We start from the raw sequence: 19,160 nt of genomic DNA, 5'->3' as shown, positions 1-19,160 counted from the left end.
GCGCCTCCTATTGCTTGCTCGCCGCGCGTGCGCGGCCGGCCTGCGTCGTGGGGTTCGACGGCATCGTTGCCGCTCGATGGATCGCCTCGCGGATGCGAAGATATGTGCCGCAGCGGCAGATATTCCCGTTCATCGCCGCATCGATATCGGCGTCCGTCGGATTGGGTTTCTGCTTGAGCAGTGCTGCCGCCGACATGAGCTGACCCGCCTGGCAATACCCGCACTGTGGGACGTCGACCTCCTCCCAGGCGCGCTGTAGCGGGTGTGTGCCGTCGATCGACAATCCTTCGATCGTGGTCACCTCGGCGCCCTTCACCGCTGCAACCGGCGTTACGCAGGACCGGGTTGGAACGCCCTTCACGTGCACGGTACAGGCACCGCACTGCGCCATTCCGCAGCCGAATTTCGTCCCCTTGAGATCGAGCACGTCACGGAGCACCCAGAGCAGGGGCATGTCTGGCGGCACGTCGACGGTCGTCGACTTGCCGTTCACCTTGAATGAGATGGACATGGCAGTTGATGGTTGGTGGCTTGCGATCACGGGCACGAGCCACTGGCTTTCAGCGGGCGAACGGGCACCTGTAGCTCTATCTTAGCACAAAGCCGGGCCTCTCGCCGCGCATTCAACCACCTATAACCAGCGACTAGCAACCAACAAGAACAGCCGCCTCAGCTCGCCCGCAGGAAGTTCACGAAGCGTGTGAACCAACCCTCTGGCTGCTCTGGCTCGAGCGCCGGGATGCTTCTCTTCGCCCGGAACACCAGCGTCACGTGTCCCACGGTGAGCGTGCATCCATGGGCGAGCGCCCGCTCGGTCGCGACGCGGTAGCCATTTACGAACGTTCCGTGACGCGACCGGAGATCCGTCACGTACCACGTCTCACCCTTGAGCAGAAGAGTGGCGTGTGATGGAGCGACGCTCGGATCGGCAAGCCGCAGATCGTTCGCGCGCGAGCTACCAATCGCGCAGACGGCCCGTTCGATCGAGTAGTACGTGCCACGCAGGGCGCCGCGCGACACTTCCAGTGAAGCGAGCTGTTCGGGGCGCTCGTCGTCCACCGGCGCCGCCACGGTCGGTACAAACTCCGTCGCGCGCTGGCTCTCCACGTGGGGCGGTCGCGTCGCGCTCCCATTCTCGACTCGATAATCCTCATCACCGATCCGCAGGATGTCACCGGCGGCGAGGGCCTGATGCTCGCGAGATCGGATCCGGTTGACGAGCGTGCCATTCGCGCTCAAATCCGAGATCGCGAAGCCGGTGGCGTACGGCTCGATGAGCGCGTGCTTGCGCGAGACGCCGCGACCAGTCACGACGAGGTGACAGTCCTCGCTTCGCCCGATCAACATTCCCGCGCGCGGCACCGCGACCGTACGCCCCGTTCGCATTTCCCTCAGCAACCAGGGAGACAAGTCGTTAGGGTCGATATCTGGAATCGGATGCTCCGAGCTGGGACGGCCCGCCGCGCCAGCCGTCGGCGACGAGCCGCCCGAGACCTCGTGCGCGCCGTTCGCGGCCGGCGTGTCGACCGACAGATTGAAGATCAGGCGGTGTTCGCCCACCTCGAGATGCGAATTATCTAACAATTCCATCGAGGCGGAGCCGAGGATTTCACCATCGACGCGAACCGGGAAACGCGACGGAAGTCGCCGGATCGTCGTGCGCCCGTCGGTGCCGACGAGGATCAGCGCTGTCGGCGGAAGCAGTGCCAGTACCGACAGCAACACGCTGCCCTCGCCGCGGCCACCAAGGAGGTTGGCGCCAAAGCGAAGCTCGCAGTACTCGCTGTCGAACGAAAGGTACGGCATCCAGAGGCCCGGGCGAACGTGCGAGATCGCATCGTGACAGCAGTCACACGCTCATCACGAGGGCAAGGCGGCGTGGTCGGAGCCTGCATCGCCACTCAAAAGACGACCTAGCTCGCTCGACGCTTCGCACGAATCACGCTCGGACAATTCACCCTCGGAACGTTCGGGCAGTATGGCGTGATTGTGATTGGTCGTTGGTGATTGGTAGTTGGTGATCGGTGGGCAACGTGCACGAATCACCAATCACCAACCACCAATCACCAACTAGCAGCCACCAACCAAGATCACCGATCGCTCGTCTCCGGCGCTTTCGTCGTCAGGCGGTAGAGCAGCAACGCGGCACGCTTCGTCTGCACCGGAAGCATCCGCAGATCTGCCGTTTCCTTCGTCGTGTGATCGTCTCGGCCGGAAAGTCCGAGGCCGTCGATCTTCATCGGCACGATGTCCGGCACGAAGGACACATCCGCCGCGCCAGCTTTCGACGGATCGACCGCAGTCACCGGCCAGAGTCCCAGATCGCGGCTCACCTTGTCGTACAGCGTGAGCAGACGCCGATTGCCCGCCGTCGGCGCCATCGGCGGATAACCGGCATCGAAGGTCAGATCCCCAGTGGTATTCGGAAGGTGCGCCGCGACGATCGCCTGCATCGTCTGCTTCGCGCGCGCGAGCTGCTCCGGCGAGATCGTCCGCAAATCGCCGACGACGGTCATGCGCTCGGCGACGACGTTCGACTTTCCCTCCGCTGCCCCGGCGACGCCGGTACTGTCGAGATGCACCGCCGTGCCGCCTAACGCAAGACCTGGGTTGAATGTCAGGTAACGCTCGCCGGAAAGCTGCTTGTAGAACTCGCTCAACACGCGCGTCGCCTCGTAAACGGCACCCGCGCCCACGTCTTTCTGGAAGATCTGCGACGAATGCGCTGGTGTCCCCGTCGTCCGTAGCGTCCACGACTCATCGCCACGGCGGGAGATCACCGCGAGATGCGGATCTCCTGGACCGTCCTCGAATCCGATCGCCGCGTTGGCGCCACGTGACGCTTCGGTGAGCGCACGACGGGCTTCGCTGAGCGGCGTGCCGGCATCCTCTTCGTCACCGTCGTACACCACCGTGACGTTGAGTCGCGTGAGTATGCCCGCCGACTTCAGTGCACGCAGCGCCGCGATGATGATGACATCGCCGCCTTTCATGTCGATGACGCCGGGCCCGCGCGCAGTCGAGTCGTCCAGCCGCTCGAAACGCTGGAACGGACTGCTCGGCTCGAACACGGTATCCAGATGCCCGATGAGCAGCAGCTTGGGTCCTGGTCCCGGATGCTCGGCGACGAGGTGGCCGGCGCGGTGAAACGACGCGCCGTCCACCCAGCGCGTCGTGAACCCGAGCGAATCGAGCTCGACGCGCAACACGTCGGCCACGCGACGCACGCCCGCAAAATTCATTGTGCCGCTGTTCATGTCGACGACGCGCTGAAGCAGGGCGAGAGTGCGTGCATTCTCCGCGTCGACCGCTCGCACGATCACGCGTTCCTCGGGCGACAACAGCGTGTGTGCTTCCGTCCCCGCCTGTGCAGCCGCGCGCCCGGCCAGCGACAGGAACGCAAGGAGCGCGAATCGAGAAGGGAGTAGTCGACGCATGCAGGGAAGCTAAACGAGCGGCCCGGCGCCAGGTGTTAGGTCCGGGCAGTTCCGCCCGCGTTTGACTCCCCTCCGCGTCTCATTGGATCTTGCGTGCAACGTCTCGCGCGATGAGCACAGACCACGCGAAGGGATCGGGCACATGCTGCTTGAGGACGGAGTCCTTGATGGCCAAGGCATCAACGCGCTGACCGTGCTTGGAGGCGCATCGACCTCGAACGGCTTGGGGAATGGGACGGTCCTGATGCGGTGCTTTCGCTATCTCCGGCAGGGCCTGCGTGCAGTGCCCAGCATTCATCCAACTCAGTCCGCGATACGCCTGCGCGAATTGCAGCGCGTTTTCGTCCTTGCGAGACGCGACAAGCCGGTCGATGGCCTTGATCGCGGAGTCGTGCTGCGCCGTGAGCACGAGCATCTCGATGGTATCGGCGAGAGTTCCACGACCTTTCAGCGCATCCGCGTAGTGATTTACCGCGCGGTCCAGCCGGCCGTTGAAGGCGTCGATCAGTGCAAGCCCATGATGAGCCCAGCGTACCAGGCTGTCGACTCCCGCGGCGTCGTGCCCCGAAATCACCATATTGTACGCCTGCGATGCTGGCTGGAACTTGCCTTCGTAGACAAAGGTGTCGCCGAGCTCCAGGCGATAGGTCACGAGCAGATCCGGTCGCGTCGTGCCGCGCATCGCTCGGAGCAGCGTCATGCGCGCTTCGTTCGTCCGGCCCTCATTGAGCAGCGCCGCCGCGGCGTCTCCGATCGAATCACGACCCGTGGTTCCGGCACGCTGACCGTGCGCGGTCATTCCTAACGTGGTCACCGCCAGCGTGACGATGGCACTTCGATGAATCAATCCAAACATGCGAACCTCGTGTCACACACGTTGTGGCTGCTCATGTATTGCACGCTGCACGCCAGCATGCGGACGGACCGTTCGCGCGTTGACCAACTCGTTTCCGGGTCCTACGTTCGGCGGGTCACCTCCTACGAGAGCTCGTCACGATGTTCGTGCAAGGATTCCACAGTTCATATCGAGTGCTCTGCCGTGCGGTCGGCTTGCTCGCGATGATCACCAGTGTGAGTCAAGGGCAGCGCCAGATGGCGGCACCGCGACTCGACCAGCAGCTCGCGCCCTTACGTGTAATCGACGCGACGATGATCGACACTGCGTCGAAGGCGTGCAGCGACTTTTTTCAATTCGCGAACGGCGCCTGGCTTGCTCATGACACGATCCCCGCCGCCTACTCGTCCTCCGGTGTCGGTCGGGACATGGCGGATCGGAACGAGCTCGTCGTTCGATCCGTGCTCGACGAAGCGAGGGCGAAGCGCGCCTCGCCCTCGACGAACAGCACCCAGCGCAAGCTCGGCACTTTTTACGCGTCGTGCATGGACTCGCTCGGCGCGGAAGCGAAGGGGGCAACGACGCTCCGTCCAATGCTCTCCCGCATCGACGGCATAACGACACGCGCGCAGCTCCTGGCGCAGATCGCCGAGGCACAGATCAACGGCGGCAATGCAGTCTTCGCGTACGCGCCATCGGCGGACCCGCACGACGCAGCGCACTATATGGTGTGGCTCTTCCAGTCGGGACTCGGGCTGCCCGATCGCGACTATTACACCGATCAGGGCCCGTCCGCGGATTCGCTCCGTACCGCCTATGTCGATCACATCGCGAAGATCCTGAGGCTCGCCGGGGAAGAGGCGGGCGCGGCCGGTGGCGATGCGGTGCGGATCATGGCGCTCGAGACGGAACTGGCGAAAGCATCTACGCGTCGCGTCGATCTGCGCGATCCGGCAGCGACGGACCATCCCATGACGCTCGCGCAGCTCGAGGCGCTGACACCTAACGTCGATTGGCCAGCGTACTTTCGAACGATCGGGCTCACAGCGTCCGTCGCGAAGGTCAACGTCGCGAATCCGGACTTCGTCAAGCGCGCGAGCGAGCTGATCGAGTCGACGCCGCTTGCGGATTGGCGCGCCTATCTTCGCTTCCATGCGCTGTCGCCGGTGTCGCCCTGGCTCAGCGGTCCTTTCGTCAACGAGGATTTCGCGTTCAACTCGCACTTCACCGGCGCGAAGGAACTTCTGCCGCGCTGGAAGCGCTGCGCGCGCGAGACAGATCGACTGATGGGTGAAGCCCTTGGCCAGGCGTACGTGACGCGGACCTTTCCGCCCGAGGCGCGCGCCAAGGCACGCGCGGTCATCGACGACATCCGGGCCGCGTTCCATGAGCGTTTGCTACACCTCAGCTGGATGTCGGACTCGACTCGCGCGCAGGCGCTCGACAAGCTCGCGAGCATGTCGGAGAAGGTCGGGTATCCGGATCGATGGCGCGATTATTCACGACTCGTCGTCGGCGAAGGCGCCTTCGCGCTCAACGTGCAGCGCGCGAGCGCGTTCGAGTGGCGGCGCGTCGTCAATCGCCCGGGGCTTCCGGTCGACAAAACCGAATGGGAGATGACCGTGCCGACCGTCAACGCGTACTACGACGCCACGGTGAACGAGATGGTGTTCCCGGCAGGAGCACTGGTACCGCAGACCTTCGATCCTGCCGCCGACGATGCGGCCAACTACGGCTCGCTCGGCGGCAGCTGGGCGGGTCACGAGCTGACGCACGGCTTCGACGACGCGGGTCGTCACTATGATGCTGCAGGCAACCTGCGCGACTGGTGGCTCCCGGCGGACTCCGTGCACTTCTCCGAGCAGGCGGCGCTCGTGGTTCAGCAGTACAACAGCTACATCCAGGTCGACACGTTCCATGTGAATGGCCGGCTCACGTTAGGCGAAGATATCGCGGACTACGGCGGCGTGCTGACGGGATTCGACGCTGTGAGACGCGCGCTGGAGCGCAACGGGCGTCCTGGGCTCATCGACGGTTTTACGCCCGAGCAGCGGTACTTTCTGGCTTATGCCCAGAGCTATCGCCAGCACACCCGCCCGGCGGCGCTTCGTACGAGGGTAACGGTCGATCCACATGCGCCGGAACAGTGGCGTGTGAACGCTCCGCTATCGAACATGTCCGAATTCGCGGGGGCGTTTCATTGCAAGCCTGGGGATCCGATGGTGAGGCCACCCGAAGGGGTACCTCATATCTGGTAAAGAGGCGGAACGCCGTTCATGCTCTTCCGCGAGCCATTCGTGACATCCGGCCCCGTTTTCACGTCGTCGCGGATGGAACATGGGACCCAGCGCCAAACCCCGCTGGTATCAATCTCCGAAAGTGAAGAAATGACGCCCGCGCACCGATGCGCGTCGTGTCGCAGGTCTCACAAACGGAGATGCAGCATGCGGAAGACAACGATGGCCATGGCCCTAGGCCTGGCCCTTTCTCTCGGTTCCGTCGGGGTCGCTTCGGCCCAATCGACGCAGCAGCCCCAACGGGTCGAGCACGAAGGACGCGGCATGAGGCGCGGGCCCGGCCAGCAACTGCTGAAGGGTATCAACCTCACCGCGAGCCAGAAGGCGAAGCTCAAGTCGATGCGGGAGAGTGAAAAGAACAATCCCGGCAACGAACAGTTCCGAAAGGCCATGGCCGACGCGCGTGCCGCGCGCCAGCGTGGCGACACGGCTGCCGCGCGGGCGCAGATGCAGGCGCTAAGGCCGCAAATGGAGCAGGCGCGTGAACGTCAGGTCGCGGGGATCCGTTCGATTCTCACGGCGGACCAGCAAAAGCAGTTTGACGCGAACCTCGCCGCGTGGAAACAGCACGCCTCGCAGCGCCGAGCGGGCTCGGAAGCCGGTCGTAGCGGCCGCAACGCGGGGTCGCATAACGATCGATGATTCGTCATCGATCATGAGCAGGACGAAAAACCCGCCGGGGAGTTGTCCGGCGGGTTTTTTCTCGCTTGTGAGACGAGGTGTTCGGTTGTGGGACTGTCCTCGAGAGTCGTGGATCCGGTACGAATCGGCCCGGGTGACGTGATGAGTTGCTAATCGGCACTGACGTGCGGGCTGCACCGCTCATCTGGACTCGTTAGGCATGCACGAAATCGTGACGCTCTTCACAAATTCCACACACACGCTGCTGAAACCATCGTTCGCACCGGGGCGTCTAATCGGGCATGACACTCAGAGGAGTTTCGTATATGCTGCAGATTCGACGGCTCACAGTCGCCGCCGCGCTCGTCGCGCCCATCGCGGCCTCGGCGCAAGTGCCCGCTGGTTGGCAGGCCATCACCGACGGCTCCGGCGACTACACGGTACGTGCGGACGGATCGCACCGCGACGGTGGTCAAGGATTCGCCGGCGCCACGATCAAGGCGAATGTCGAATCGCCGCGTAGCTCGGCGATGCTCGCGCAGAGCGTTCGCGCCGATGCTTATCGCGGCAAGCGCATTCGCATGTCCGGATATCTCAAGACCATCGGCGTCAACGAAGGCACGGCCGAGCTCTTCATGCGTGTCGACGGCGGCGGTGTCGTGCAGACCTCCGACTACATGCAGAACCGCCCGCTCATGCTCACGAATGATTGGTCTCGTCAGGAGATCGTGCTCGACATTCCGCGCGACGCGATTGGTATGACGTATGGCTTCCTGCTCAGCGGGTCGGGACAGGCGTGGCTCGACGACGTGGAGATCGAGGAGGTCGGCAGCGACGTCGCCACGACGGGGCATCCTGGTGGATTGTATCCGGTTACTAGTTCGCCTAACCCCGGTGAGCTCGATCGTCGCCGTCGCGAGCAGGAAGTCGCCTATCGGCGCGCCGCCGAGACACCCGTGAATCTCGCATTACATGCGACGGGTGGTCGAGCAGTCGTCGTGGCGTCGCGCAATACGCCGTGAGCGGCTGCTAGTAGTCGGTTGCGGCTGACAAGCCTCAGCGGATGAGCCGGCGAGCAGCGACGCTCGCCGGCTTTCTCTGGTCGGCGATCGGCGAATTCGCGTTTGACGCCAAGCCCGCTTTCAGCGTCATTATCGGAGCGTGCGTTGCGCACGAGCTTCCCCGATTGATGACCGCTTTGCTTCGATCACTCACCGCTACGATACTCGCCGCCTGGCTTCTCGTCGCCTGTGCACGGGGCGACGACGATCGTTTCGTGCGTGGACATGGGCTGCGCGTCGCGTCGCTCCAGCCGACCACGCGCGTCTTCGTCTACCAGGCAGCACTCCGCGAGGCTTTCGAGCTCGATGATCCCGCGCTCACTCTCTTGCTCGATCGTCGTGTTCTTCCGCGGGCTGGCGGGATGGCGGAGGACGGCATGTTGCCAGGTACTGTCGAAGTCGGACTTCGTGATCGCGGAGTGATTCAAGGCACCTGCGAGCCGCCGATCACAGCCTCGCGCAAAACGCCGCATTGCGCTGGCCGCGGCCCCGGCTACGTGGTGCGCTTTTCCGACGTGCTCGCCCGCGGCGGCGACTCCGTCGAGGTCTATCTCGCCGCGCAGAAGTTCGACACGCCGACTTCCGGCGGCAGCGAGTCGCTCCGCTTCGAGCGGGCGTACCGGCTCGTTCACCGAGGCGACACGTGGGTACCGACGGCCGAAGCGCGCGTGCGCGAGACGACGCCCACACCTAACGAGCCAAAGAGCTGACGTCGCGTTTCTCCGCTCAACGAGCGAGGGGCCTAGCGGTAGTGACCGAGATCCGCCAACGCCATCGTACTCGGCATGAACGCGCCGCTCCCGCGCGCGATCTCGCGTCCCCGTGCGTCCTCGAGCACGCCCTCGGCGAGATATAACCGCTTCGACCGCGACACCACGCGACCGCGGGCGATCACCTCACCCTCGCTCACCGGGCGAGTGAGATAGAGATTGAACGACACCGTGAGCACAAAGACATCGTCGACGAGCGAGTTCGCCGCGAAGAACGTCGCGTCGTCGAGCGCCTTGAAGTACACAGCTCCATGCGCGGCATGAGCCGCGTGATGGAAATCCGGACGAACCGTTAAACGCAGCTCGGCGACGCCGGCTTCCGGGATGTGCAGTTTTGGCGCAAAGTACTCGTTGATCGGAGCCGCGTGATACATCCGCTCGAGCCGTCGAAAGTGCTCGGACATGCGAGAAGGTGCGAGTGATGTGTCGTAAGTGGCCAATGCCCGTGCATGATATACGTGATTTTACGCCTCCTCGCGCCACGCGCCCACTTGCCACCTCTCGCTCGCCGCTCGAACTTGCCCCGTGCTCTTACCCCTCCTCGGCCTCTATCAGACGCTCACCGGCGCGCCGGTATCCTCGGGCGCGACCTATAGCGGACGAGCGCTCGCGATGCATGCGCGTGCTCCCCGTCTCGAGTCCGACGTGCGCATCGACGGCGTGCTCGACGAGCCCGTCTGGGCAAGCGCATCGCGTCTCACCGATTTCTCGGAGTTTTCGCCGAAAGACGGACTCCCCGCCGAGGACTCGACCGAGGTGCTCGTCTGGTACTCGCCGACCGCCATCTACTTCGGCGTACGCGCGTACGAGCCTCACGGCGGACGCGCCGCCGTTCGGGCGACGCTCGCGGATCGCGACAAGATCACCACCGACGACCAGATCCAGATCATCCTCGGCACCTTTGGCGACGGACGTCAGGCCCTCGTGTTTGGGGTGAACCCGTTAGGCGTCCAGATGGACGGGACGATCGTCGAGCAGGGCCTGAGCCGCTCCCAAGGTTTTATCGTCTCGTCGGCCGGACGTGAGGCGCCGGACCTCAACCCGGACTACGTCTACCAATCCAAGGGGCGCCTCACCGACTTCGGCTACGAGGTCGAGATTCGAATTCCTTTCAAGTCGCTGCGTTATCAGACTGCCGACGTGCAAAGCTGGCGGCTTCAGGTCGTACGTGAGGTGCAGCATTCCGGACACGAGCAGACCTGGACGCCGGCGAATCGCGCGGGAGCGTCGTTCCTCGCGCAATCGGGCACGATCGATGGCCTCACCAATCTGCGCCGTGGACTCGTCCTCGACATCAATCCCGAGATCACGCAGCACACGTTAGGCGCCGAGACGCCCGACGAGCGGTGGGCCTATGCCGCGGAGCGGCCCGTCGTCGGCGGAAACGTCCGCTGGGGAGCGACCGAGAACATCACCCTCAACAGCACCTTCCATCCGGACTTCTCCCAGATCGAAGCCGATGCCGGCCAATTCGTCTTCGATCCGAGAGCTTCGCTTTTTTTCGCCGAGAAACGGCCCTTCTTCCTCGACGGCATCGAGCAGTTCAATACGCCCAACCAGTTGATCTATACGCGTCGGATAGTGCAGCCCGTGGCAGCCGGGAAACTCACTGGCAAAGAGGGCGGCACCGACATTGCCTTCCTGTCCGCTGTCGACGACCGATCTTCGTCGATATCGGGTCTCGACAATCCCGTGTTCAACATCCTTCGGTTGCAGCGTGGTCTCGGACCGGCGTCGCGTATTGGCCTCACGTATACGGACAAGGTCGACGGAGCCAACTCGAACCGCGTCGCCGATCTCGATTCGCGACTCGTCTTCGCCAAAGTCTGGAGTCTCCAGGCGCAGGCTGCCGGCAGTCGAACGCATACGGCCGCCACGGACGTCACGGCCGACGCTCCGTTGTGGAACACGACGTTGAGTCGCACGGGACGATCATATAGCGCTCGCTACACGTTCAGCGGCATCAGCGATCGTTTCGTCGCCGGCAGCGGCTTCATCAGTAGGTCCAACGTCGCGCACATCGGCGAGGACCAGCAATTCACCTGGTACGGTCGTCCGGGAGCCCTCGTCGAGAGCTTCACGTTCGATCAGTTCAATGACTTCACCTGGCAGTACGCGAAGCTGTTCAATCACGGCGACGCCATCGAGAAGAAGTTTCATTTTTCGACGGGGGCGGCCCTTCGCGGAGGATGGCGGGCAGGCGCCTCCGTGTATTGGGAGACGTTCGGCTTCGACACGGCGCTCTACGGGAACTACTATTATGAGCAAACGCTCAACGGGCGCGTCGACACGGTGAAGTTCGCGGGCGTCTCGCGCATCCCCAATCGCGACTACGTTCTCAATTTCGGTACGCCGACCTGGAACACCTTCTCGGCGAGTCTGCTGCTGATCTTCGGGCAGGACGAAAACTTCTTCGAGTGGGCGCAGGCCGACATCCTGTATGAGAGCTGGACGATGGCCTGGCGCCCGACGCAGAAGCTGCGCGTCGACGGCACCTACCAGCTGCAGGGGTACGTTAGGCGAAGCGATCAGTCGACGGTGCAGATCGGCCGCATCCCGCGGCTCAAAGTAGAATACCAGCTCTCGCGCGCCGTATTCGTCCGCGTCGTTGGCGAGTACGATTCGTCAAAGCAGGCAGCGTTGCGTGACGAGACACGCACATTCGGCCCGATCATTCTGCGCCAGCCCGACGGGTCGTTCGAGCCGGCGTTGGCGTTCGCGAGCAATCGCCTGCGGGCGGATTGGCTCTTCTCGTATCAACCGAATCCCGGTACCGTGCTCTTCGCGGGCTACGGAAGCACGCTGACGGAGCCTGACGCTCTGCGCTTTCGTGCGCTCGACCGCACCAGCGACAGCTTCTTCGTGAAGCTGACCTATCTGTTTCGACTGTGAGCGATCTTTGAAGTTTACTCACCAGCAATGGCGCTCATGATACCTTCCAATTCGCGTCGCAGCGCTCTCGTCGCAACGTTGTCGGCAGTGCTCGCCGCCGGCTGTGCCACGAGCTCGACTCCCGGGTCGTACGCGCAGGAACACGTCACCGTCGATTCACCGGGAGGCCGATTCGATCTATTGCTGACGCGCGAGCAGTACCTGTCGGCGGACACCCTCGCGGTGCCGCCCACGCGCGCGTGGTCGGGCCTCGTGCAGACATACGCGGGCCTCGGGGTTCCCTTGCAGGGCGCGGACGCCGCGAGTCGCACGATCGCGACGCAGTATTTCCATGCCCACGCGAGATTCGCCGGCGAGAGCATGTCGCGCTGGCTCGAGTGTGGCTCGACGATGACGGGTGAGATCTCGACGAGTTACGAGATTACTCTACGCTTCGGCACCCTGATCGACACGTCGGTCGCCGGTCGGTCGATCGTGCGTACGGCGGTGAGTGGAACCGCCATCGCACCAGGCAGCGGCACGACGCCGGTGGAATGCAGCAGCCGCGGGGCGCTCGAGCGCCGCATCGTTGCCCTGGTGGCTTCGAAAAGCAGTTCATAGTTGGTGATTGGTCGTTCGTTTCGGGAACGCGAGTATGCCAACCACGAAGCACCGAGGACGAACCGCGATGCGTGGAACGAATCTGGCGACGTGATCACGCACCGCATCAGGTGCCGGACTTTTCGGCGACCGACGCGAGGCAGCGAGGAGCGCCGCAGTGCCAGAACATTTCGATTCCGCCAGTTCTTTCACCCAACCCGCAAGCTCGCCGAGTTTCTCCGGCCAAGCGTGCGATCTCCTGGGCGCGACCGTTCGCGACTATCTCGAGGGTCGCGGCGCCCCGGACCAACTTGCGCTCGCAACGGCGCGGCTCTGCCGAGAGGCGCATACCCGCGGGCTCTCCGCGAACGACACGCTCGCCGAGATTCGCTCGACCCTAGCACGAATTCTCGAGGACTGTCCGCTCACATCGAGCGATCGTGCCGCCCTCGTCGCGCTCGCGATCGATGAGTGCGTGCACGCGTTCTATCTCGATCAGGGCTGAGCGAATGCCGATCGCGGGGCTTCACGTTCGTGAATCATCCCAGCGACGTCGATGCTGTTCGGGCATCTCGGTGAGCGTGCCACGCGGCGCCGCGCGACGCAGTATCGCAATCAGTTGCTCGTCAGGCAGGTCGGCCCAGTCCCTTGGCCACGTTTCGACATCGATTGCCCGCGCGCCCGCGGAGAATCGCAGGACCCGCGCGTCTTTGGTCGTCGGATGCGGTGTCACCGATACCGTCCACACGCGGCCTCCGGGATAGCGAAAGCTTCGCACGACTGCCAAATCCGCGATGGGCTCGCGTGCCGAGGCGGTCCGTGCCGGAAGCATCTCGCCTCGTGCCACCAATTGCTCGAGCGCCGAGTCGGAGAGGCGATGCCAATCGCGTGGAATCGGACACAGCCGCAGGCGTCGATCACCTCGCTTCGTCTCCATCACGACCCAGCCGAGCTGATAACAATCGGCCAGATAATCCTCGCCGCGGGTCGGAGGTGCAATCGCATCGGGGGTGATTTCCCAGGCGCGCCATTCCGTCCCGAAGCTATCGACAAACTCTCGAACCGGCATTCCCGACTCCAGCTATCGGACAACTCCACTGCGCGCGGCGAACACTCGACGCGCGCGTTGGTGAGTGCAGGATGCACGCCGATGCAATGGCGAGTCTGCGAAGTCTCGCGACGTCTACAGAAACTCAATCTTGCTTCGCGCCCCGTGATCGCGACATTGTGTCCACGAGCTCGAAGCGGCGCGGCGCGCTCCGCTGATACGCGTACTCCCCTGACGACTGAGGTGGCGTCGTCGACGTGATGTAACGGCTACGCCGAATATTCCAGTTCGACCGCCTCGGCACTCGCGAAGCAATCGACGCCGCGACGAAGCGCATCGGACGAGGGCGGCACGATCTTCATGCCGTGGCCTGCTGTGGGAAGCACGCGAATTGCACCGCGAATACCAGCGCGTAATCGGTCGCGAACGCTCGTTGCAAACAGGGGTCGGGCCCATGCCTCCGCGGTACATCATCGTCATCGGCGCATCCGCGGGCGGCGTCGAAGCGCTCACGAAGCTCGTTCGCAATTTGCCCAGCGATATTCCGGCGGCCGTGTTCGCCACGATTCATTTTCCGCCCACCGCAACCAGCGCACTTGCGCGAATTCTCAAGCGCGCCAGCTCCCTCACTCCTGCGCAAGCAACGGACGCGCATTCAATCGAGCAGGGCCGCATTTACGTCGCTCCGCCCGATCATCACTTGCTGGTCTTTCGGAACCGAATGCGGCTGTACCGCGGGCCGAAGGAGAACGGAAATCGGCCTGCCGTCGATCCGATGTTCCGGAGCGCCGCGATCGCATATGGTCCGCGCGTCATTGGTGTCGTGTTGAGCGGGAGTCTCGACGACGGCACGTCCGGACTGCTGGCAATCAAGCGCCGGGGCGGTATTGCCGTCGCACAGGATCCTGACGACGCCATGTTTGCATCGATGCCGCAGAGCGCGATCGATCACGTCGACGTCGACTATGTCACGAAGCTCGATCGGTTGCCCGCGCTGCTCTACGAGCTCTCCAAGCGGCCGCTACGCATGGAGGAGACCCTGGCGGCCGACGACGCGCAAAAAGAAACCGAGTACTCGGAGCTCGATCTCGCCCGTATCGAAGACAGCGACCATCACCCGGGTGTGCTCGCGCCCTTCGGCTGTCCCGATTGCGGCGGCACCTTGTGGGAGTTGCGCGAAGGCAATCTGGTCCGATTCCGCTGCCGCGTCGGTCACGCGTGGACATCGGAAGCCTTGCTGGCGAGGCAAGCGGAAACGCTCGACGCCGCGCTGTGGACGGCGTTGCGCGCGCTCCAGGAGAGTGCGTCGCTCAGCCAGCAGCTTTCGGAGCGCGCGCAATCGCGCGGCAACACGCGACTGGCTGAACGACTCGCTGATAACGCGGAACTCGCGTCGCGCCGTGCCGATATCATTCGCGACGTACTCCTTCGCGAGCGTGCAGCGGTGCTGAGGGACGATGCGGTTGTCGCGACGCCGGCGCGCAATTCCCAGAATCACTCGACGCGGCAAAGGGAGCGACCGACTGGTACGGACTAGAGTCCAGCAACCCTACCCACACCCTCGCGCGACGCTCATATTGCGACGTAAGCCCTTCTTACCAGTGCTACGCGCCGCATGTCCTCGCGCACGCCCGCCGGCCTCACTGCCCTCGTCGAATACTTGAAGCGGAGCCGCGGCTTCGACTTCGCCGGCTATAAACCGGCCAGTCTCGAGCGTCGCATCCAGAAGCGAATGGTAACCGTCGGCGTGCGGGACTATCCGGATTACGTCGATTATCTCGAGGTCCATCCGGAAGAATTTGAGATTCTTTTCAACACGATTCTCATCAACGTCACCGCGTTCTTCCGGGACGGTGGCGCGTGGGACGTTCTCAGCGAGCGCGTCGTCCCCGAGCTCCTCACGCGGAAGCCGGATGGCGCACCGGTTCGCGTCTGGAGCGCTGGATGCGCGAGTGGCGAAGAGGCGTACACGCTCGCGATGATCCTCGCCGAAGCGATGGGCGCAAAGGACTACAAGGAACGAGTCAAGATCTACGCGACCGATATCGACGAGGAAGCGCTCGCGCGCGCTCGTCAGGCAACGTACGACGCGCGTGAGATTGCAGGGGTTCCGCAGCCGCTCCTGGCAAGGCACTTCGAGCAGGTCGAGGCGCATTACACGTTCAGTAAGGACCTTCGCCGCAACGTGATCTTTGGCCGCCACGACCTGATTCAGGATGCGCCGATCTCACGCGTCGATCTGCTCGTGTGCCGCAATACGCTGATGTACTTCAACGCGGAGACGCAGTCCCGTATTCTGACGCGCTTCCATTTCGGGCTGAACGATGGAGGCGTGCTCTTCCTCGGGCGCGCGGAAACGCTGCTGACACACGCCAGCACGTTCGCCCCGCTCGATCTGCGCCGGCGTATCTCCACAAAAGTTCCTCGAGCGAGTCTCAATCTCCGTGAGCGTCTGCTCCTCATCGCGCAGAACGGGCCGGCCGACGACGGCAACGGCATCGATCTGCAAGTGCGCCTGCGCGAATCGGCGCTCGAGAGTGCGCCGATCGCGCAGCTCGTGGTGGATGTGAATGGAGGGCTCGTTCTGGCCAACGAACGAGCGCGCTCACTCTTCAGCCTGTCGGCGGCGGACCTCGGCCGTCCGATTCAGGATCTCAAGATCTCGTATCGACCCGTCGAGATACGCTCCTGCATCGACCAGGCGTACACCGAGCGGGTTCCTATCGTGCTTCGCGACGTCGAGTGGATCGCGCCGAGTTTCGACACGCGGTGGCTCGATGTACAAGTCGTCCCACTCATCGATACTGCCGGCGTGGTGATGGGCGCCGCGATCGCCTTCGCCGATGTCAGCGTTGCCAAACGATTACAGCGAGATCTCGAGCACGCCAACCAGGAGCTCGAGACTGCGTACGAAGAGCTTCAATCGACGAACGAAGAGCTCGAAACGACCAATGAAGAGCTGCAGTCGACAGTCGAGGAGCTCGAAACAACGAATGAAGAACTGCAGTCGACGAATGAAGAATTGGAGACGATGAACGAAGAGCTCCAGTCGACGAACGAGGAGCTGCAAACAATCAACGAGGAGCTCCGTCAGCGTAGCGACGAGTTGAATACGGTCAACGCCTTCCTTGAGAGTATACTCACGAGCCTGCGCGGCGGCGTCGCCGTCGTCGACGCAGAGCTCAAGGTCCTCGTATGGAATGACACCGCTGACGATTTGTGGGGCATTCGCGCCGACGAAGCCATCGGCCACAATCTGCTCGGCCTCGATATCGGGCTTCCGGTTGAGCGGATCAAGCAACCGATGCGGGAGTGTTTAACCGGTAACCGTCAATTCATCGAATTGCAGCTCGAGGCGACCAATCGGAAAGGTCGGGCGATCGATTGCCGCGTGACGTGTTCGCCGTTGCTCAGCGCGCGGCGAGAGATTCGTGGCGTGATCGTGATGATGGAAGACCTGGACGCCGAGGACGTCCTCGGGCTTCGTCGCGACGGTCGCGCCAGGCGGGAGTCCGAGTCGCGTGGTTGAGGAGACGCATCATGAGGATGCCGTCGAATGACGAGCGAAACCTGTATTCCCAGTTGCTCGTGATCAATCGTCAGGCGTTTACCCACGCGCACTACGAAGTTGCTTACCACGCGCTGGCGGCTGCGTTACACTCGGCCTATGACACGGGCGATCAAGAACGGTTGCGCGATGTGCAGTTCATCGCCACGTCACAGCGCGATTGGATAGACACCCATCAGCCCGATCACCGGCTGTCGACGAGCTCCGCGAGGGCCCGCGGCCAAAACAGCATGTTTACGATGCTGGAACGCCAGGCGGCGGCTGCCGGCACTCTACAGCTGCATCGCCGCAGCGAGATGCCTGATGAGTAAATGCTCGAACGCCGCGCGGGCCTTGGGGCCGGCGACGTTCGAGCACTCCTGAGGCGAAGATCTTACCGACGGGTTAATCGAACCGCGCCGACCTTCCTGTTCCCTCGTGACGGGCGGATCACGATCTCGATATCCCGACCGAGCCGCAGCAGAATGCGAACCAGTCGGTCAGTCGAGAAGCCGCGCAGCTTGCCGTTAAGCAGAAGGGAGACCTGCGAGCGTGCCTCTCCGGTCTCGTCCGCGACTTGCACCTGAGACATGTCGCGCTTGTCGACAATGCTCTGAATCTCCGACAGCAGATCTTCTTTCTTGATGAATGGGTTACGAACCCCCGGCTGCGAGCCGCGACGTCTGCGTTTTGCTGTGCCCACCCTGGACCCCGTTTGTGGATGTGACGTGAGTGTCCTTCGAACCGCGCGAACATTAATGAATTCTCACGATTCGGGAAGACCCGATTTCAAACTTGTTTGCTGAACTCACGCTTTGCATACAGAAAACGACCCAATGCCGTTTGCTTTTGTCGGAAAAGCCGGCGCCGGCCGAGCGATCTGGCAACCTCGAATCGGTCGCATCGACGTCGTATCGCGGCGCATGGGCGCCTCGGCTGACAGCAATCCGCGACTCACCGCCCGGTGAACGTCATTAGTCTGGACAAAAGTGATCTAGATCTCTTGACGCGCGCCCATTGGCGGCGCAAGCTCAGTTCTTCCGGCCGACGGATGGCATTCAAGAGATGGAAATCGAACGGCAGACGAATGGCGTCACGAACGAACTGGTCCTACAGTTTGCCAATCAGCGTCATCCGGGGTCGTGGTCTGACTCCGAGCTTCTGGCCAGAATTCTCGATGGCGTAGCCGACGGCATCGCTGCGCACGACGCGTCGGGGCAACTCCTCTTCATCAACGACGCCGGCGCACGGATGTGCGGCTATGAGAGTTCGTCCGCTGCGCTGCTGGCACCGCCCGGCGACTTTCTGATGCGCGTTCAGGCATTCGATGCCAACGGCTCAGCCCTCACGGAGCCAGACCTGCCCGGACCGCGGGCTTCCCGCGGTCATGTCATACCCGAGCGACTCCTGCGACTACAGCTGCGGGCATCCGGCTTCGAGCGTTGGCTGTCGGTGAAAGCGACGCCGATACTCGATCGGCGCGGCGCCGTCCGCATGTCGATCAGCATTTTTCGCGATGTGTCGCGTGAACGGATGATCGAAGCCGAGCACGAGCACGTCGTCCACAAGCTCGAGGTGGAGAACGCGCGGCTTGCGTCGCTCGTGGATGAGCTGCGCGCATCGGTCCGCCGGGACGACACGCGGCGCCCCGCAGATCGTTAGGCGCCGCCGCCCGTCCGGCTGTTCTTGGTCTTGATGATCACCACGCCGCTGGCACCGGCGTCGCCGTAGGCGCGTTTCGCGCTCGCTCCCTTCAATACCTGGATCGTCTCGATCGTCGACGGATCCAGATTGCGGACCGCCGTGGGGACACTCGCGCTATCGCCTCGCGGTAAAACGTGGCCGTCGAGCACGTACAACACGTCGTGCGGAAAGCCCAGCGCTACGCGCTCGTCCGTAGTCGGCACAACCGCGGGATGTGTAAATCGCGGAGTGCCGCAGGCGGTTATGGCGACAATGACTAAAATGAGCGACGGCCGGGACATGTGGGCAGGATATCGATGACAACAGTCGCGCATTCATCAGCGGCGAGAGCGGTCGGTCTCGAGCCCCCGCCCCTCCTCCCCTGGACCC

19 protein-coding genes are annotated in these 19,160 nt (G+C 63.3%); 11 read left to right on the top strand and 8 right to left on the bottom strand.

The window, feature by feature from the left end; all coding sequences use genetic code 11:
• Positions 1 to 7 precede the first annotated feature (7 nt).
• From VGH98_11910 to VGH98_11895, 4 genes are all read right to left on the bottom strand, one after another.
• Entirely contained in the window at positions 8 to 511 is a 504-nt protein-coding gene (locus tag VGH98_11910) for a (2Fe-2S)-binding protein (protein HEY2376672.1), read from the bottom strand.
• Between the two features lie 158 nt (positions 512 to 669).
• Complete coding sequence (locus VGH98_11905) at positions 670 to 1,806, bottom strand: FHA domain-containing protein (protein ID HEY2376671.1); 1,137 nt, start codon at positions 1,804 to 1,806, stop codon at positions 670 to 672.
• Positions 1,807 to 2,090: 284 nt separating this feature from the next.
• Positions 2,091 to 3,437: a M20/M25/M40 family metallo-hydrolase gene (locus tag VGH98_11900; GenBank protein HEY2376670.1), complete on the bottom strand. Its 1,347-nt coding sequence runs from the start codon at positions 3,435 to 3,437 to the stop codon at positions 2,091 to 2,093.
• A 79-nt stretch (positions 3,438 to 3,516) separates the two neighbouring features.
• Entirely contained in the window at positions 3,517 to 4,293 is a 777-nt protein-coding gene (locus VGH98_11895) for a tetratricopeptide repeat protein (GenBank protein ID HEY2376669.1), read from the bottom strand.
• 140 nt (positions 4,294 to 4,433) lie between these two features.
• On the opposite strand from VGH98_11895, the gene VGH98_11890 reads away from it, so the two are divergent.
• From VGH98_11890 to VGH98_11875, 4 genes are all read left to right on the top strand, one after another.
• Positions 4,434 to 6,530: a M13 family metallopeptidase gene (locus VGH98_11890; GenBank protein HEY2376668.1), complete on the top strand. Its 2,097-nt coding sequence runs from the start codon at positions 4,434 to 4,436 to the stop codon at positions 6,528 to 6,530.
• A gap of 186 nt (positions 6,531 to 6,716) precedes the next feature.
• Positions 6,717 to 7,211 (top strand): Spy/CpxP family protein refolding chaperone, encoded by a 495-nt coding sequence (locus tag VGH98_11885; protein ID HEY2376667.1) that lies wholly within the window; start codon positions 6,717 to 6,719, stop codon positions 7,209 to 7,211.
• A gap of 305 nt (positions 7,212 to 7,516) precedes the next feature.
• Positions 7,517 to 8,212: a hypothetical protein gene (locus VGH98_11880; GenBank protein ID HEY2376666.1), complete on the top strand. Its 696-nt coding sequence runs from the start codon at positions 7,517 to 7,519 to the stop codon at positions 8,210 to 8,212.
• A gap of 41 nt (positions 8,213 to 8,253) precedes the next feature.
• The gene (locus tag VGH98_11875) at positions 8,254 to 8,961 is read left to right on the top strand and encodes a hypothetical protein (GenBank protein ID HEY2376665.1); all 708 of its coding nucleotides are present in this window, start codon (positions 8,254 to 8,256) and stop codon (positions 8,959 to 8,961) included.
• Between the two features lie 32 nt (positions 8,962 to 8,993).
• Here the strand turns inward: VGH98_11875 and VGH98_11870 are convergent, their stop codons facing one another.
• Entirely contained in the window at positions 8,994 to 9,425 is a 432-nt protein-coding gene (locus VGH98_11870) for a PaaI family thioesterase (protein HEY2376664.1), read from the bottom strand.
• Between the two features lie 121 nt (positions 9,426 to 9,546).
• Between VGH98_11870 and VGH98_11865 the strand changes: the two genes are divergently transcribed.
• From VGH98_11865 to VGH98_11855, 3 genes are all read left to right on the top strand, one after another.
• Entirely contained in the window at positions 9,547 to 11,913 is a 2,367-nt protein-coding gene (locus VGH98_11865) for a DUF5916 domain-containing protein (GenBank protein ID HEY2376663.1), read from the top strand.
• A 36-nt stretch (positions 11,914 to 11,949) separates the two neighbouring features.
• Positions 11,950 to 12,513 carry a hypothetical protein gene (locus VGH98_11860; protein ID HEY2376662.1) on the top strand — a complete coding sequence of 188 codons (564 nt, stop codon included), beginning with the start codon at positions 11,950 to 11,952 and terminating at the stop codon, positions 12,511 to 12,513.
• Positions 12,514 to 12,670: 157 nt separating this feature from the next.
• The gene (locus VGH98_11855; GenBank protein ID HEY2376661.1) at positions 12,671 to 12,997 is read left to right on the top strand and encodes a hypothetical protein; all 327 of its coding nucleotides are present in this window, start codon (positions 12,671 to 12,673) and stop codon (positions 12,995 to 12,997) included.
• Between the two features lie 21 nt (positions 12,998 to 13,018).
• Here the strand turns inward: VGH98_11855 and VGH98_11850 are convergent, their stop codons facing one another.
• A complete protein-coding gene (locus VGH98_11850; protein HEY2376660.1) occupies positions 13,019 to 13,561 on the bottom strand; it encodes a hypothetical protein in 543 nt (180 codons plus the stop codon).
• A 433-nt stretch (positions 13,562 to 13,994) separates the two neighbouring features.
• Between VGH98_11850 and VGH98_11845 the strand changes: the two genes are divergently transcribed.
• From VGH98_11845 to VGH98_11835, 3 genes are all read left to right on the top strand, one after another.
• Positions 13,995 to 15,077: a chemotaxis protein CheB gene (locus VGH98_11845; GenBank protein HEY2376659.1), complete on the top strand. Its 1,083-nt coding sequence runs from the start codon at positions 13,995 to 13,997 to the stop codon at positions 15,075 to 15,077.
• Positions 15,078 to 15,155: 78 nt separating this feature from the next.
• The gene (locus tag VGH98_11840; protein HEY2376658.1) at positions 15,156 to 17,069 is read left to right on the top strand and encodes a CheR family methyltransferase; all 1,914 of its coding nucleotides are present in this window, start codon (positions 15,156 to 15,158) and stop codon (positions 17,067 to 17,069) included.
• An 11-nt stretch (positions 17,070 to 17,080) separates the two neighbouring features.
• The gene (locus VGH98_11835) at positions 17,081 to 17,419 is read left to right on the top strand and encodes a hypothetical protein (protein HEY2376657.1); all 339 of its coding nucleotides are present in this window, start codon (positions 17,081 to 17,083) and stop codon (positions 17,417 to 17,419) included.
• 62 nt (positions 17,420 to 17,481) lie between these two features.
• On the opposite strand, the gene VGH98_11830 is transcribed toward VGH98_11835, so the two are convergent.
• Positions 17,482 to 17,790, bottom strand: a complete 309-nt coding sequence (locus VGH98_11830) for an XRE family transcriptional regulator (protein HEY2376656.1) — start codon at positions 17,788 to 17,790, stop codon at positions 17,482 to 17,484.
• 314 nt (positions 17,791 to 18,104) lie between these two features.
• On the opposite strand from VGH98_11830, the gene VGH98_11825 reads away from it, so the two are divergent.
• Entirely contained in the window at positions 18,105 to 18,749 is a 645-nt protein-coding gene (locus VGH98_11825; GenBank protein HEY2376655.1) for a PAS domain-containing protein, read from the top strand.
• Here the strand turns inward: VGH98_11825 and VGH98_11820 are convergent.
• Positions 18,746 to 19,072: a TonB-dependent receptor plug domain-containing protein gene (locus VGH98_11820; GenBank protein HEY2376654.1), complete on the bottom strand. Its 327-nt coding sequence runs from the start codon at positions 19,070 to 19,072 to the stop codon at positions 18,746 to 18,748. The two genes, VGH98_11825 and VGH98_11820, sit on opposite strands and share 4 nt — an antisense overlap.
• Between the last annotated feature and the right edge of the window lie 88 nt (positions 19,073 to 19,160).

It is taken from the genome of Gemmatimonadaceae bacterium (assembly GCA_036496605.1).
Classification (GTDB): Bacteria; Gemmatimonadota; Gemmatimonadetes; order Gemmatimonadales; family Gemmatimonadaceae; genus AG2.
The sequence above is the reverse complement of the archived record's forward strand: the minus strand, read 5'-3'. Positions and strand labels throughout refer to the sequence as shown.

Bases quoted from the DNA above. Each gene is read 5' to 3' on its own strand.
- VGH98_11910 (HEY2376672.1), bottom strand. From the start codon at position 511: ATGTCCATCTCATTCAAGGTGAACGGCAAGTCGACGACCGTCGACGTG.
- VGH98_11905 (HEY2376671.1), bottom strand. From the start codon at position 1,806: ATGCCGTACCTTTCGTTCGACAGCGAGTACTGCGAGCTTCGCTTTGGC.
- VGH98_11900 (HEY2376670.1), bottom strand. From the start codon at position 3,437: ATGCGTCGACTACTCCCTTCTCGATTCGCGCTCCTTGCGTTCCTGTCG.
- VGH98_11895 (HEY2376669.1), bottom strand. From the start codon at position 4,293: ATGTTTGGATTGATTCATCGAAGTGCCATCGTCACGCTGGCGGTGACC.
- VGH98_11890 (HEY2376668.1), top strand. From the start codon at position 4,434: ATGTTCGTGCAAGGATTCCACAGTTCATATCGAGTGCTCTGCCGTGCG.
- VGH98_11885 (HEY2376667.1), top strand. From the start codon at position 6,717: ATGCGGAAGACAACGATGGCCATGGCCCTAGGCCTGGCCCTTTCTCTC.
- VGH98_11880 (HEY2376666.1), top strand. From the start codon at position 7,517: ATGCTGCAGATTCGACGGCTCACAGTCGCCGCCGCGCTCGTCGCGCCC.
- VGH98_11875 (HEY2376665.1), top strand. From the start codon at position 8,254: ATGAGCCGGCGAGCAGCGACGCTCGCCGGCTTTCTCTGGTCGGCGATC.
- VGH98_11870 (HEY2376664.1), bottom strand. From the start codon at position 9,425: ATGTCCGAGCACTTTCGACGGCTCGAGCGGATGTATCACGCGGCTCCG.
- VGH98_11860 (HEY2376662.1), top strand. From the start codon at position 11,950: ATGATACCTTCCAATTCGCGTCGCAGCGCTCTCGTCGCAACGTTGTCG.
- VGH98_11850 (HEY2376660.1), bottom strand. From the start codon at position 13,561: ATGCCGGTTCGAGAGTTTGTCGATAGCTTCGGGACGGAATGGCGCGCC.
- VGH98_11845 (HEY2376659.1), top strand. From the start codon at position 13,995: ATGCCTCCGCGGTACATCATCGTCATCGGCGCATCCGCGGGCGGCGTC.
- VGH98_11840 (HEY2376658.1), top strand. From the start codon at position 15,156: ATGTCCTCGCGCACGCCCGCCGGCCTCACTGCCCTCGTCGAATACTTG.
- VGH98_11835 (HEY2376657.1), top strand. From the start codon at position 17,081: ATGAGGATGCCGTCGAATGACGAGCGAAACCTGTATTCCCAGTTGCTC.
- VGH98_11820 (HEY2376654.1), bottom strand. From the start codon at position 19,072: ATGTCCCGGCCGTCGCTCATTTTAGTCATTGTCGCCATAACCGCCTGC.